The sequence below is a fragment of the Umezawaea sp. NPDC059074 genome (assembly GCF_042738955.1).
Taxonomy (GTDB): Bacteria; Actinomycetota; Actinomycetes; order Mycobacteriales; family Pseudonocardiaceae; genus Umezawaea.
In genome coordinates this window covers 57,342-70,456 of sequence record NZ_JBHYHC010000048.1, presented here as the reverse complement: position 1 = coordinate 70,456, position 13,115 = coordinate 57,342, and the positions used below count along the sequence as shown (strand labels likewise).

The 13,115-nt window shown below is 71.4% G+C and carries 12 protein-coding genes; 5 read left to right on the top strand and 7 right to left on the bottom strand.

Annotation, left to right across the window (positions count from 1 at the left end; translation table 11 throughout):
- The first annotated feature begins 123 nt into the window (after positions 1-123).
- Together ACFWW9_RS22555 and ACFWW9_RS22550 are read left to right on the top strand one after the other, a co-directional pair.
- On the top strand, positions 124-747 hold the full coding sequence (locus ACFWW9_RS22555) for a DUF998 domain-containing protein (protein ID WP_390381111.1): 624 nt from the start codon (positions 124-126) through the stop codon (positions 745-747).
- 96 nt (positions 748-843) lie between these two features.
- The gene (locus ACFWW9_RS22550; protein WP_390381108.1) at positions 844-2,457 is read left to right on the top strand and encodes an L-lactate permease; all 1,614 of its coding nucleotides are present in this window, start codon (positions 844-846) and stop codon (positions 2,455-2,457) included.
- A 3-nt stretch (positions 2,458-2,460) separates the two neighbouring features.
- Here ACFWW9_RS22550 and ACFWW9_RS22545 read toward each other — a convergent pair whose 3' ends face one another.
- Entirely contained in the window at positions 2,461-3,168 is a 708-nt protein-coding gene (locus ACFWW9_RS22545; RefSeq protein ID WP_390381105.1) for an SDR family NAD(P)-dependent oxidoreductase, read from the bottom strand.
- A gap of 101 nt (positions 3,169-3,269) precedes the next feature.
- Between ACFWW9_RS22545 and ACFWW9_RS22540 the strand changes: the two genes are divergently transcribed.
- From ACFWW9_RS22540 to ACFWW9_RS22530, 3 genes are all read left to right on the top strand, one after another.
- Positions 3,270-4,103, top strand: a complete 834-nt coding sequence (locus tag ACFWW9_RS22540; RefSeq protein ID WP_390381102.1) for a helix-turn-helix transcriptional regulator — start codon at positions 3,270-3,272, stop codon at positions 4,101-4,103.
- A gap of 90 nt (positions 4,104-4,193) precedes the next feature.
- Positions 4,194-5,702, top strand: coding sequence for a glycoside hydrolase family 43 protein (locus tag ACFWW9_RS22535; RefSeq protein ID WP_390381099.1), 1,509 nt, complete (start codon positions 4,194-4,196; stop codon positions 5,700-5,702).
- A 79-nt stretch (positions 5,703-5,781) separates the two neighbouring features.
- Positions 5,782-6,342 (top strand): isochorismatase family protein, encoded by a 561-nt coding sequence (locus ACFWW9_RS22530; protein ID WP_390381096.1) that lies wholly within the window; start codon positions 5,782-5,784, stop codon positions 6,340-6,342.
- A 348-nt stretch (positions 6,343-6,690) separates the two neighbouring features.
- On the opposite strand, the gene ACFWW9_RS22525 is transcribed toward ACFWW9_RS22530, so the two are convergent.
- The 6 genes from ACFWW9_RS22525 to ACFWW9_RS22500 form a co-directional block, all read right to left on the bottom strand.
- The gene (locus tag ACFWW9_RS22525) at positions 6,691-7,263 is read right to left on the bottom strand and encodes an alkaline shock response membrane anchor protein AmaP (RefSeq protein ID WP_390381094.1); all 573 of its coding nucleotides are present in this window, start codon (positions 7,261-7,263) and stop codon (positions 6,691-6,693) included.
- Entirely contained in the window at positions 7,260-7,763 is a 504-nt protein-coding gene (locus ACFWW9_RS22520; protein WP_390381091.1) for a DUF6286 domain-containing protein, read from the bottom strand. Before ACFWW9_RS22520 ends, ACFWW9_RS22525 begins: the two co-directional genes overlap by 4 nt.
- Positions 7,764-7,792: 29 nt before the next feature.
- Positions 7,793-8,161, bottom strand: a complete 369-nt coding sequence (locus tag ACFWW9_RS22515) for an Asp23/Gls24 family envelope stress response protein (RefSeq protein WP_390381088.1) — start codon at positions 8,159-8,161, stop codon at positions 7,793-7,795.
- A gap of 5 nt (positions 8,162-8,166) precedes the next feature.
- Positions 8,167-8,343: a hypothetical protein gene (locus tag ACFWW9_RS22510; RefSeq protein WP_390381085.1), complete on the bottom strand. Its 177-nt coding sequence runs from the start codon at positions 8,341-8,343 to the stop codon at positions 8,167-8,169.
- Positions 8,344-8,818: 475 nt separating this feature from the next.
- Positions 8,819-9,280: an Asp23/Gls24 family envelope stress response protein gene (locus tag ACFWW9_RS22505; RefSeq protein WP_390381082.1), complete on the bottom strand. Its 462-nt coding sequence runs from the start codon at positions 9,278-9,280 to the stop codon at positions 8,819-8,821.
- An 85-nt stretch (positions 9,281-9,365) separates the two neighbouring features.
- Entirely contained in the window at positions 9,366-12,968 is a 3,603-nt protein-coding gene (locus ACFWW9_RS22500) for a DEAD/DEAH box helicase (RefSeq protein WP_390381079.1), read from the bottom strand.
- Between the last annotated feature and the right edge of the window lie 147 nt (positions 12,969-13,115).

Sequence of the window (13,115 nt, the reverse complement as noted above, 5' to 3'; positions counted from 1 at the left end):
TGGGTGGTTGTGGGGCTACGCGGGGAGGTGGAACGGCGGATTTGACTGGTAATGGTGCCATTCCCTGTCACATCGCGCCAGCGACGTGGTGGTGACACGCTCACCGGACGAAGGACACCCGCCATGACCACCACGCAGCTCCCCGTCACCTCCACCCGCTCGCTGCTCACCTGCGGCGCCGTCGCCGGACCGCTCTGGGCGGTCGTCTCGCTGGCCCAGGTCGCCACCCGTGAGGGCTTCGACCTGACCCGCCACCCGTTGAGCCTGCTGAGCACGGGCGCGCTCGGCTGGGTGCAGATCGTCAACTTCGTCGTCGCGGGCATTCTGACCGTGATCGGCGCGATCGGCCTGCGACGCGCCCTGCCGAGCACGTGGGCGCCGCGACTGGTGGCCGTCAGCGGCTTCGGTCTGATCGCCGCGGGCGTCCTGGTGATGGATCCGGGCGACGGCTTCCCCGCGGGCACGCCCGCCGGGATGTCCGCCTCGCTCACCTGGCACGCCTACGGCCACCTGGTCTCCGGCACGATCACGTTCATCGCCCTGATCGCCGCCTGCTACGTCCTCGGCCGCCACTTCGCCCGCGCCGGGAACCACCGCGACGCCGTCCTGTCCCGCGTCGCGGGCACCGCGCTGCTGGTCGGCAACGGCTGGGCGATGACCGGCGGCACGGCGGGCTCGTTGACGCTGGCGGTCGGCGCGATCAGCGCGATGCTGTGGGTGTCGGCGGTCTCCGCCCGCCTCCGTTGACCTGCTGGGGAGCGGCTGTTGACCACGGGGAGCCGCTCCCCCTAGCTTCGGGGGAGGAAAGCGTATTCCCTGCGGTTCCTCACCGAGGAGGAGCACGTGTACCAGCCGGTTCTCGACGCCGTCGCGGGTTCGCTCGGCCTGACCGCCCTGTTCGCCGCCCTGCCACTGGCCACGCTGTTCGTGCTGCTCGGCGTGGTGCGGATGAGGGCGTGGCTCGCCGCCCTGCTCTCGCTGCTGATCGCCGTGCTGGTCGCGGTCGTCGCCTACCCGATGCCCGTCGGCCAAGCGCTGCTCGCGGCGAGCGAGGGAGCGGCGTTCGGCTTCTTCCCGATCCTCTGGATCGTGGTGAACGCGATCTGGATCTACAACATGACCGTCCGGACGGGACATTTCGACGTGCTGCGCCGGTCGTTCGCCCGCGTCAGCGACGACCAGCGGATCCAGGGCGTGATCATCGCGTTCTGCTTCGGCGCGCTGCTGGAGGCGCTCGCGGGCTTCGGCACGCCGGTGGCGATCACCAGCGTCATGCTGGTGGCACTGGGTTTCCGGCCGTTGAAGGCGGCGACGATCGCACTCGTCGCCAACACCGCGCCGGTCGCGTTCGGCGCGCTGGCCGCCCCGATCACCACGCTGGCGACGGTCACGAACCTCCCGCTGCACGACCTGGCGGCCATGGTCGGCAGGCAGACCCCGCTGCTGGGCGTCTTCGTCCCGCTCGCCCTCGTGCTGATCATCGACGGCCCCCGCGGCGCCCGCCAGACACTGCCCGCCACGGCCGTCTGCGGCATCACCTTCGCGCTGGCGCAGTTCGCCACCTCCAACTACTTCAGCGCTCCCCTGACCGACATCGTCGCCGCGCTGGTGAGCGCCGCCGCGACCGTGGGCCTGCTGCGCGTCTGGCGTCCCGCGCACACCTACGTCGAGACGGTCCCGACCGGCGGCACTACCACGACGGACGAGCCGTCCGACAACTCCCGCGAGGTGTTCCGCGCCTACGCCCCTTATGGCGTGATCATCGCGGTGTTCGCGCTGGCGCAGATCCCGCTGGTCAAGACCGCGCTAGCGAGCGCCACGAGGACGTTCACCTGGCCGGGCCTGCACCTGCTGACGGCGAACGGGAAGCCGTCGACGCTGCCGCTGTTCAAGTTCGACTGGCTCGGCGCGGCAGGCACCCTGCTGGTCATCGCGGGCCTGATCACGATCCCGCTGATCGGCATCGGCCTGCGCCAGGCGTGGAGCACCTACCTGGCCACCTACCGGCAGTTGGCGGCCGCGATCGTCACGGTGATGGCCGTGCTGGGCCTGGCGTACGTGATGAACGCCAGCGGCCAAACCGCGACCCTGGGCACGTGGATGGCGGGCGCGGGCGCGTTCTTCGCCGTGCTGTCCCCGATCCTGGGCTGGATCGGCGTAGCAGTCACCGGCTCCGACACCTCCTCCAACTCCCTCTTCGGCGCACTGCAAGTCGCCGCGGCCCAACAGGCAGGCCTCAGCACCACCCTGATGGCCGCCGCGAACTCCTCCGGCGGCGTCCTGGGCAAGATGGTCAGCCCCCAGAACCTCGCCATCGCCGCGGCAGCCGTCGGTATGTCCGGCCAGGAGGGCGACCTGTTCCGCAAGGTGTTCCTGTGGAGCATCGGCCTACTGGCACTCATGTGCGCCCTGGTGTTCCTCCAGTCCACACCGGTGCTGTCGTGGATGGTGCCGTAGCACCTACCAGGGCAGCGTTCCGTCCACGCTGAAGTAGCCGCCGGTCGGACCGTCCGGCCCGAGCAGTGCCGCACGGACGATCACCTCCGCGCCCTCCTCCACGGTCTGCGTGCCGGTGTTCGCGTTCAGGTCGGTGGCGGTGTAGCCCGGTTCGACGGCGTTGATCCTGATGCCGGGGAACGCTTTCGCGTACTGGACGGTGACCATGTTGAGCGCCGCCTTCGACGCCGGGTAGGCGAGGCCGGGGTAGGCGTGGGTCGGGGTGCCCTCGGCGGTGACGCGGGTGAGGGAGGCGAGGCCGCTGCTGACGTTGACCACGACCGGGGCGGTGGAGCGGGTCAGCAGGGGGAGGAAGGCGTGGAGCACGCGGACCGCGCCGAACACGTTGGTGTCGAACAGGGTGCGCATCTGGTCGCCGGTGACGTCGGCGGCGGTGATCACGCCGCCGTCCGGGGTGCGGCCCTCGATCCCGGCGTTGTTGATCAGCACGTCGAGGCCGCCGTCGGCCGCCACGGTCTTGGCCGCCGCGGCGACGGACGCGTCGTCGGTGACGTCGAGGACGAGCAGGCGCGCGCCCAGTTCCGCGGCGGCGCGCTCGCCGCGGTCGGCGTCGCGGCTGCCGAGGTAGACGGTGTGGCCCTCGACGAGGAGTCGGCGGGCGGTTTCGCGGCCGAGGCCCTTGTTGGCCCCGGTGATCAGTGTCGTCGTCATGCATCAAGGGTGTGACCGCGCCGGGTGATCAGCCAGTGGCCCCGTGCTCCTGGGACCGGTGGTACCAGGCTGGGCGCGAGCGGGCGGGGCACACTGGCGGCATGGCGGAGTTCGGCAGGGCGGTGCGGCGCTACCGCGACCAGGTGTCGCCGGAAGCGGCCGGGCTGCCCGCGGGCGGACGCCGCCGGGCGGCGGGGTTGCGGCGGGAGGAACTGGCGCTGCTGGCGGGGATCTCAGTCGACTACGTGACGCGCCTGGAACAGGGACGTGCGGCCAATCCCTCCGGACAGGTCGTCGAGGCGCTGGCCAGGGCGTTGCGGCTGGAGGGGCCCGACCGCGCGCACCTGTTCCGCCTGGCCGGGCTGGACCCGCCGGGACCGGAGGCGGTGCCGACCCACATCCCGCCGAGCGTGCTGCGGATGCTCGACCGGCTGGCGGGCACGCCGGTCGCGGTGTCCGACGCGTCGTGGACGCTGCTGCTGGCGAACCCGCCCTACGCGGCGCTGATGGGCGACCCGTCCGGGTGGCGCGGGTTCGAGCGCAACGGGGTGTGGCGCAACCTCGTCGGCACGGGCACGCGCGTGCGGCACACGCCGGAGGCGCGGCGGGACTTCGAGGTGGCGCTGGTGTCCGAACTGCGGGTGACCGCCGACCGCTACCCGGCCGACCTCCGGCTCCAGCGGCTGATCGCGGAGTTGCGGGCGAGGAGCGAGCGGTTCGTGGAGCTGTGGGACTCCGGGGCGGTCGGGCGGAACGAGGGCTCGCGCAAGATCGTCGACCACCCGCTCGTGGGCACCCTGGAACTGGACTGCGACGTGCTCACCGTGGCGGGCAGCGATCTGCGGATCCTGGTCTACACGGCCATTCCCGGCACCGAGGACGCCGAACGGCTCGCGCTGCTCACCGTGCTCGGGACGCAGGCGCTCGTCGGGTAGCGCCGGACTCCGGGTCTGACCGGACTGGCACAGGACAGGACTTTGGGTAGCACTGGACACACTGCGCGTGACCGTGCTCTGATCGAACCCATGGATTTACAACGTTGCAAATCCTGGCGGCGCAGCCGTTCGGCCAGGATCACCACCCTCGCGCTGGCGGCCTTCCTGGTCGCGGGCACCACCCCGGCGACAGCGGCCCCCGACTACGCCACGGCGGAATCGGGCAACCCGTTCGTCGACGGCTGGTACGCCGATCCGGACGTCGCGGTCTACGGCGGGCAGTACTGGGTCTACCCGACGTCGTCGAGGCCCTACGCCGAGCAGACCTACCTGGACGCCTTCTCCTCCCCCGACCTCGTCCACTGGACCAAGCACCCGAACGTCCTCACCACGGCACGCGTGTCGTGGGCGACCAAGGCCGTGTGGGCGCCCGCGCCCGTCGAGCGTGACGGCAGGTACTTCCTCTACTTCGGCGCCAACGACATCCAGAGCGACGCCGAGACCGGCGGCATCGGCGTCGCCGTGGCGGACAAACCCGAAGGGCCGTACAGCGACGCGTTGGGCAAGCCGCTCGTGGACCGGTTCGTGAACGGCGCGCAGCCGATCGACCAGGACGTGTTCGTCGACACCGACGGGCAGGCCTACCTGTACTACGGCGGGTGGGGCCACGCGAACGTCGCCAAGCTCAACCGGGACATGACCAGCCTCGGGCGGTTCGACGACGGCAGCACGTTCAAGGAGATCACGCCCGCGAACTACACCGAGGGCCCGCAGATGGTGAAGCGGGGCGGCAAGTACTACCTCATGTGGTCCCAAGGAGGGTGGACCGGCCCGAACTACTCGGTGTCCTACGCGATGTCGGACTCGCCGACCGGGCCGTTCACCGAGGTCGGCAAGGTGCTGCAACAGGATTCGGCCGTCGCGACCGGCTCGGGCCACAACTCGGTGGTCAACGTCCCCGGCACGGACATCTGGTACATCCTCTACCACCGCCGCCCGTTGAGCCGGTCCGACGCCAACCACCGACAACTCGCCTACGACCGCCTGCGGTTCGCGGCCGACGGCACGATCCAGCCCGTCACGATGAAGGTCCAGGACGACTTCGGCGACGACAACGCCTTCGGCTGGACGACCTACGGCGGGACGTGGTCCGCGGCGGGCGGGCGGTACACGACCACGGCGTCCTACGGCGGGAAGTCGTTGTTGGACACCAACTTCGCGAACTTCACCCAGGACGCCGACGTGACGCCCACGGGCAGTCGCGGCGACGCCGGGCTCGTGTTCCGCGTGACCCAGCCCGCGACCGGCACGGACAGCTACCGCGGGTACTACGCCGGGGTGAGCCCGACGGGCCGCGTCGTGCTGGGCAAGGCGTCGAACAGCTGGACCCAGCTGGCGTCGACCCCGATGACCATCACGCCCGGTGTCCGCCACCACCTGCGGGTGGAAGCGGTCGGGTCGTCCATCAAGGTCTACGTCGACGACCTCGTCTCACCGAAGATCAACGTCACCGACACGAGCTTCACCAGTGGCGCGAACGGGGTGCGGGTGTTCGACACCGGAGCGGTGTTCGACAACATGGCCGTGGCCAAGCGCTGATCGGCGTACTCCGGCGACTGTCGGTGGGTGGGGCTACCGTCGTGGACATTCGGAATCCGGCACGAGCAGGAGGAGATCCATGACGACCCTCGACAACCGACCCAACAGCGCGCTCCTCGTGGTGGACGTGCAGAACGGCGTCGTGGACGAGGCGCACGAACGTGACGCGGTGGTCGCGAACATCGCGGGCCTGGTCGAGAAAGCACGACAGGAACAGATCCCCGTCGTGTGGGTCCAGCACTCCGACGAAGGCCTCGTGCGGGGCAGCGACGAGTGGCGCCTGGTCCCGGAACTGACCCCGACCGACGCCGAACCGCTGGTGGAGAAGAACTACGGCGACGCCTTCGAAGCCACCACCCTGGAGGCCGAGTTGGCGGGCCTGGGCGTGGGACGCCTGGTCGTGGTCGGCGCGGAAACCGACGCGTGCATCCGCTCCACACTGCACGGCGCGTTCACCAGGGGCTACGACGCAACCCTGGTCAGCGACGCCCACACCACCGGCGACAAGTCACCGTGGGGAGCCCCGTCACCGGAACAGGTCATCGCCCACACGAACCTGTACTGGGGCTTCCAGGCCGCACCGGGCCGGAAGGCCGGAACGGTGGTTACCAAGGAGGTCGCCTTCGACACCACGGCGTGATCGGGGGCAGGTCTTCGTCGGCGGGGCTTGGCCCCGCCGACTACCCCTGCCTTCGCAGCGTCCGGAGGTAGCGGGCAAGTGGTGGTGGCGAGAGGACGGTTGCGGGCGCGGGGCAAGTAGCGGCGGCTGCCGTGACCGGCAGCGCGCCACGGGTGACGGGCCGTATGTGGCCGGTCGCAGGCCACGGTTGGCGGGTGGGCGGTAGCGGCCGCCGGTGACGGGTGGCCAGTAGCAGGCCGCTGGTGGCCGGTGACAGGCCCCACCCAGGTGGCCGGTAGCCGGTAGCCGCATCCGTTGGCTGGTGGGTGACTGCGGCTGTGGTGGGCCGGGGGGATCGTTCTTGACCGGTTAGAGCGCGCGGGCTCCTGTCGCTGTGGAGAACCTGAACTCGATGGTCACTGGGACCTCGTCCAGGTCCAATGCTTGGCGTAGGCGTGGCAGGCCTTCGGTGTCGATCTGTTTGCGGATGGCGGACAGGTCGCTGTCCTGTTCGGCGCTGACCACCATTGCCAGTGCGGGAGCTTGGCGGTGGCCTGCCAGGGTGGCGCGGACAGCGTGGACCCCTGGATAGGCGGTCACCTCGTCGATGAACGGGGCGATGGCGGCGCTGGCGGCCAGTTCGGTGCGGCCTAGGGTTGGGTCCTGCTCGTAGCGCCAGGTGTGGGTTTTCGGGCTGCTGGTCAGTTGGGCGAGGATCCAGCGTAGGCAGAGCAGGCCCAGGACGGTCGCGACTGCTGCCACGACGTACCAGGCCCACGTGGGCAGGTCCAGCAGAGGTGGGGTCAGGGGCGAGTCCGGTTTGAGGACGGGGAGCAGGTTGTAGTGGGTCAGGACGGCGAACGCTCCCCCGGCCAGCAGGACGAAGCCGAGCATGCCCAGCAGGACACGGTTGAGCCGGGCAGGGCGGTTGAGGTTCGTCATGACGCGCTCCTGGCGGCCTTGATCTTGACTTTCAGGTCGGGGCGAGTGGACGGGCTGATCTCGTCCAGTCGGTGGTTCAGCGAGGCGCGCACCGCATCGGCCAGTCCGTCGGTCGTGGTGCGGTCCGTGCGGACGACGGCGGCGACCTTGCGACGTCCCAACGACACCGTGGCTCCGCTGACCCCATCGACCGAGGTGGCCGCCGCACGCAGCGTGCTGCGGTAACTGCGCCGAGACGCGCCGGAGTCGATCGTGGCCTCGCCGTTCTCCAGGGGCAGCACGGTGGGCGTGCCGGGCAGGAAGGCGGCGAGCAGCAGGATGAGCCCGAGTGCCGCCGCGACACCACCGACGATCAGGGGGGCCAGGTCGTTCCAACTCGTCGCGTGCACGGCGTCCGCCGCGACGCGGTAGTCGAGCCACGGGGTGCGGCCGAGGATCGTCTGGATCGCGACCGTGGCGACCAGCACGCAGGCCGCGAGCAGCACGACGGCCGTCAACACGGCCGGAACGCTACGGCGGGGACGGCGTTTCACAGGACCCTCCTGGTTTCGGCGACAGCGCCGCGCAACGCGGTGATGGTGATGTCCACTCGGGACACGGTGAGGCCGGTCAGTTCCTCGACGCGCCGCACCAGGTGCGCGCGGGCAGCTTCGGTGGTGCGGGTGACCGACGCGGGATACGCCACGGACAGCCGGACGACGAGCGAGGCCACGCCGCCGCTGACCGTCGCGGTCACCTTGGCCGAGTGCTCACCGCCGTCCCTGCTCATGGCGACGCCGAGCATCCGCGTGGCCGATCCCCCGATCCCGTCGACCTCGGTGACGGCGGTGGCGGCGATCCGCTCGACCGTGCGATCCGAGATCGTCAACCGCCCGCGGTCGACAAGCGTGGTGGTCATGCCGCTCAGCCCCTGTCGCGACCGGCGAGCTGCGACAGGTCCAGCTTGCCCTCGAGCACCCGCCCGACGACCAGTCCGACGGCCCCGAACAGCAGAACAACGAGGAAAGCGCCGAACCCGCCGAAAGCGGCGGCCGAACCGAGAACGATGCCGGTCAGCAGACCGAGTTGGGTGGGACTCATGACTTCTCCCTTGTGGCGGACGGTGTTCAAATGGTGATGAGCAGGTGAACGTCACCACTGGCCGAAAAACGACCTCGCGGCACAAGACTCGCTCCCGGATTTCCGCTGGACGGCAAGATCGCCGACGGATTCAGCAAGAGCAACCCCGGCATTACACCTGTCCGAAACATCAGCGGCCGTCGCGGCTGAACGCTTGATGCGGAACTCCCTGTGCTCTGCGAGGGATTGACCACGCCAGCACCCCAGACGAGACGCATGCAGGACTTGGTGTCAAAGCCCGCCCGCCCCCGCTCCCCACGCCGGAGACCGAAGACATCCTGCCCATCCGGAACACCAGCGGTGGCTGCGGCGAGGGATGGGCGGGGCTTGCTGCCGAGCCCGGTGAGGGATCGGTCGTGGTCGGCGCTGGGAAGGCCGGGCCTGGCACCTCGCCTGGCCGAAGTGCTGGCCGCGGGCAGCGTGGGGTGGCGTGGGGTCACTGGACGCGGGTGGGAATGGGGGTGTCGGTGGTGTCGTCTTCTGTGGGGATGTGGACGTCGGTGACGTTGATGTTGACTTCCACGACCTCGAGGCCCGTCATGCGTTCCACGGCGGTGATCACGTTGCGGCGGACCGCGGTGGACAGGTCGGCGATGGAGACGCCGTACTCGACCAGGATCTGGAGGTCTACCGCGGCCTGCTTCTCGCCGACCTCGACGGAGACGCCCTGGCCCGCGCTGGAGGACGCGCCGGGGATGCGCTCGCGGATGGCGCTGAACGCTCGGGCCGCGCCGCCGCCCAGGGCGTGGACGCCGGAGATCTCCCTGGTGGCCAGGCCCGCGATCTTCTGGACCACGACGTCCGCGATGGTCGTCGAGCCCTGGGTGGCGGGGGCGGTGCCGTTGGTCTTCGCGACCTCGCGGGTGTGGGTGGGGGCGGTCGGGATCGGGGTGCTCATGGGGGCTCCTCTGGTCTTGGGCGTTGGTGTTCCTGCCTCTAAGACACAGCGGGTGGGGAAACGTCACGACCCGATCGTGTGATGTCTACAGACCGCGGCGGCGCGGGGGTGGTTCGTCGTCGGTCAGGTCCGCCAAGCGGTCGTAGGCGGCCAGCCAGCCGGTCGCCCGGTAGTCGCCGCGGCGGGTGAACACGGCCGTGCCGGTGTCGAGGCCCGGTTCGTCCGGGAACGGGGGCGGGAAGAGGACGTCCGTCTTCGCCTTCGTCGTGACGGCGGGGGTGCGGATCTTGCCGCGCCACGTGACGGCGGTCGCGCCGGCGATCCCGGTGACGGCCGCGCCGTCCGCGCGGTCGGTGATGGTCGCCGTGGTGACGCGTTCGCGCAGGAGGGCGGTGTAGCCGGCCTGGTCGAGTTCGCAGCCGGTCGGGGGCACGCCGGGTTTCCAGTCCGGCGCGCGCAGGCCGGAGCCGACGGCCGACTGCCACATCGCGGGCACCAGGTCCTTGGCGCGGGCGCGGGTGGCCATCTGCTCGCACAGCCACAGCAGTCGCCCCGCGCCGCGGCCGGGCGTGAGGTGGCGCCAGCGGACGCGCTGGTCCAGGTCGGCGGCCACGATCGCGATCCACGGGTGCACCGTGCCGAGCACGCCTTGGGCTGACAGCCAGGACAGGTAGCGGGGTGCCTGCTCCATGACCGGGTAGATCGTGGACAACGGGATGCCCGCGACGACCCGGCGGGGCGTGCGGGACTGCCGGAACAGGTGCGGTGACCGGGCGGCGAGGAGCAGCGCGGCCCACGCGAGGTCGCCCGGCGCGGTCGACGCGGAGGAGCCGAGGCCCTTGATGGACGTGGTGTGGGTGATGCGGGACGTCCGGCCGCCCGCCTTGATCGCCGTCGCGACCGCGGGGCGCACCGGCTCGGCGACCGGGACGCCCGCCAGTTCGGGCACCGCGACCGCCAGGACCAGGCTCAACGCCTCCTCGGCGGAGTCCGGGTCGGTCGGCACCGGGAGCAGGCCGAGGGTGCGGCGCAGCCGTTGGCCGGTGTAGGTCGAGACCATCATCCGGGCCGTCAGCCTGCCCAGGTCGGTCGTGGCCAGGACCAGGTCCTCACCACGCCGGACGCCGGTGAGGTGCCCCTCCTCGATCAGGAACTCCACGGCCGTCTGCACCGGCTCCAGGTCGTCGTCACCTTGGGCGTGGGCCAGGGTCTCCACCCACCACGCCTGCGCGTCGGACAGGGTGCCGATCCGGGCCTGGAGCACCTCGGCGAGGACGTGGTCGGCGAGGCTGTCGTAGATCCGCGAGTACACCGAGTACCCGGCGACCAGGCGGGTCTGCCACGCGGGCCGCTCGGTCTCCTCGGTCAGCAGGTACGACCAGCCCTGCGTCTCCCCCGCGCCGATCCGGCCGGCCCGGCCGAACATCTGCTGCACGGTCGAGGTGTCCATCGGCTCGCCGCCGATCTTCGTGTCGCGCACGATCACGGCTCGCGCGGGCAGGTTCACGCCCGCCGCGACGGTGGAGGTCGCGACCAGCACGTCCGCCTCCCGTGCCCGGAAGGCGCGTTCGGCGGCGTGCTTGTGGTCGTAGTCGGCGTAGTGCATCCGCACGCCGACCTCCGCGCACACCCGCGTCACCGCGTCGACGTCGTCGGGCGCGGCGGTGTGCACCGGTGCGCCGCGGGACGCGGCGACGGCCAGCGCGGTCGAGCGGACGTTCCGCTTGGAGCCGCAGAACACCAGCACGCTGCCCGCCTCGGCCGTGTGCCGCTCGGTCAGCTCCACGACGGCCTGCTCGCGCATCCGGTTGCCGCCCGCGAACCCCGTGCTCGCGGGGATCACCGGCAGCTGCCAGGTGACCCGCGACGGCCGCCACGCCGTCGTCACCAGCGTGGCCTGCAACCACTCCGCGACCTCGGCGGCGTTGGACACCGTCGCCGAGAGCCCCACGATCCGCACCGGCGACTCCGCGCCGCGCACCCGTGCGAGCAGCGCCTCCAGCAGCGCGCCGCGACCGGGGCTGCCGAGCAGGTGGATCTCGTCGACCACCAGGCAGCCGACCTCGCCGAGCGCCGCCTGCAACGACCCCGCGCGGCAGACCGCCTCGAACTTCTCCGTGGTCGCCACCCACAGGTCCGCCTCGCGGACCTTCTCGATGTCGACCGCGTACTCGCCGGAGAGGCGTTCCACCCGCAACCCGTTGCGGCGCCACGCTTCCAGCTCGGTGTTCAGCTCGTCGGTCAACGACCGCTGCGGCACCAGCCACGCGGCTTTGCGGCCCTCGTGCAGGATCGAGCGCAACGCGGCCAGCTTGCCGATGGTGGTCTTGCCCGAGCCGGTCGGCGCGGCGATCAGCAGGTGCTCGTCGGTGTCCAGGATGTGCGGGGCTGCCTGGCTCTGCGCCGGGTTGAGCAGCGGGAACGACAGGAACGGCAGCCACTCCTGCGGCACCAGCCGGTCGGCGGGCGTCGAGTCGGGCACGGTCGCCGGGTCGACCGGCTCGTGCAGGTCCCACAGCACCTCGAACGCCAGGAGCGCGGCCAGCGCCCCGTCTCCGGTGACCGGGTCGCAGCCGTCGGGAACGAGTCCGCCCACCTCGGACAGCCACGCGCCCGCCACGACCGGCGCGAGCCGACCGTCCGGGCCGACCGAGGAGACGACCTCCTCCTCGATCCAGTGCGCGACGGACCGGAACGGCACCTCGGCCTGCTTGAGCCGCTCCCGCAGCCCGTCGAACCGGGCCTGTTCGGGCAGCACGACCCGCACGTCCGCGCCCGGTGGCAGGTCCGGCAGCTCCAGGTGCGGGTCGACGGTCTTGCGCCACCACACCAGCCGGTGCTCGGTCGACTCGACCAGCGCCGTCGGCAGCACCGGGATCGACGCGGTCGGGGCCGAGGCGACGGTGGTCGAGCCGGTGAGGATCGAGCGGATCCGGGCCGCCATGACCGTGGTCGACACCCGGCGGCGGATCGGGGCGGGGGGCTCGGCGGGTGGGGCCGGTTCGGGGTCCGGCGCGGGTGGTTCACGGCGCAGTGGAGGCGGGCTGTCGACCGGACGGCGCGTCGGCCGCGTGAAGGGTTCCGAGGGCGGCGCGAGAGGCTCCGAGCGCGGGACACGGGGTTCAGCCCGCGGAGCGTGGAGATCCGCCGCCGGGGACACGAAGTCCGACCGCGAGGCAGAACGTTCCCCCTGCGGAGACACGAGGTCGGACGGCAGGGCGCGGTCTTCCCACTGCGGCGCAACAGGATCCGGCCGCGGCACAAGAGGTTCCGCTCGTGGCGCAGGAGGTTCCGGACGAGCTGGTGGGGACCAGGTGTCGGGGCGTTCGAGGGCGGCGAGTTGGGCTTCCTCGCGCAGGCGGCGGGCCACCGACTCCGGGCGCAACTCCCCCAGCACCGCCCGCTGCGACAGTTGCAGCTCGCGCAGCGTGAACGACGCCGGGCACGTCGGGCAGACGACCGCGGCCTGGAGCTGCTGCCGCCCCTTGTGCGGGTGCGACCGGTACAGGCCGTGCAGCTGCCCGTCGCACCTCGGGCAGGGGCGTTCGACCGGCATCGGCGAGTGCTGCCACCCTGGTTCCGCGTAGCGGGCCATCGCGGGCTCCGGTCGCACGCCCCACCGCGCGAAGGCGACACCGGCGACCGACGTGTCGTTCGACGCCTGGTCCACCTGCCCCCTTCCGCTCACCGGAACCGCGATGCTAAACCAACCGGCCCAGCGCGGCCCGGACCCCGTTCACCCGCCGTGCGGCGGGGAACCGGGGCGCGGACGGGGTGTGCCGCCGGGACGTGCGGCGACACGGTCTCCTCGCTCTCGTCCACTCGGCTCCACGCT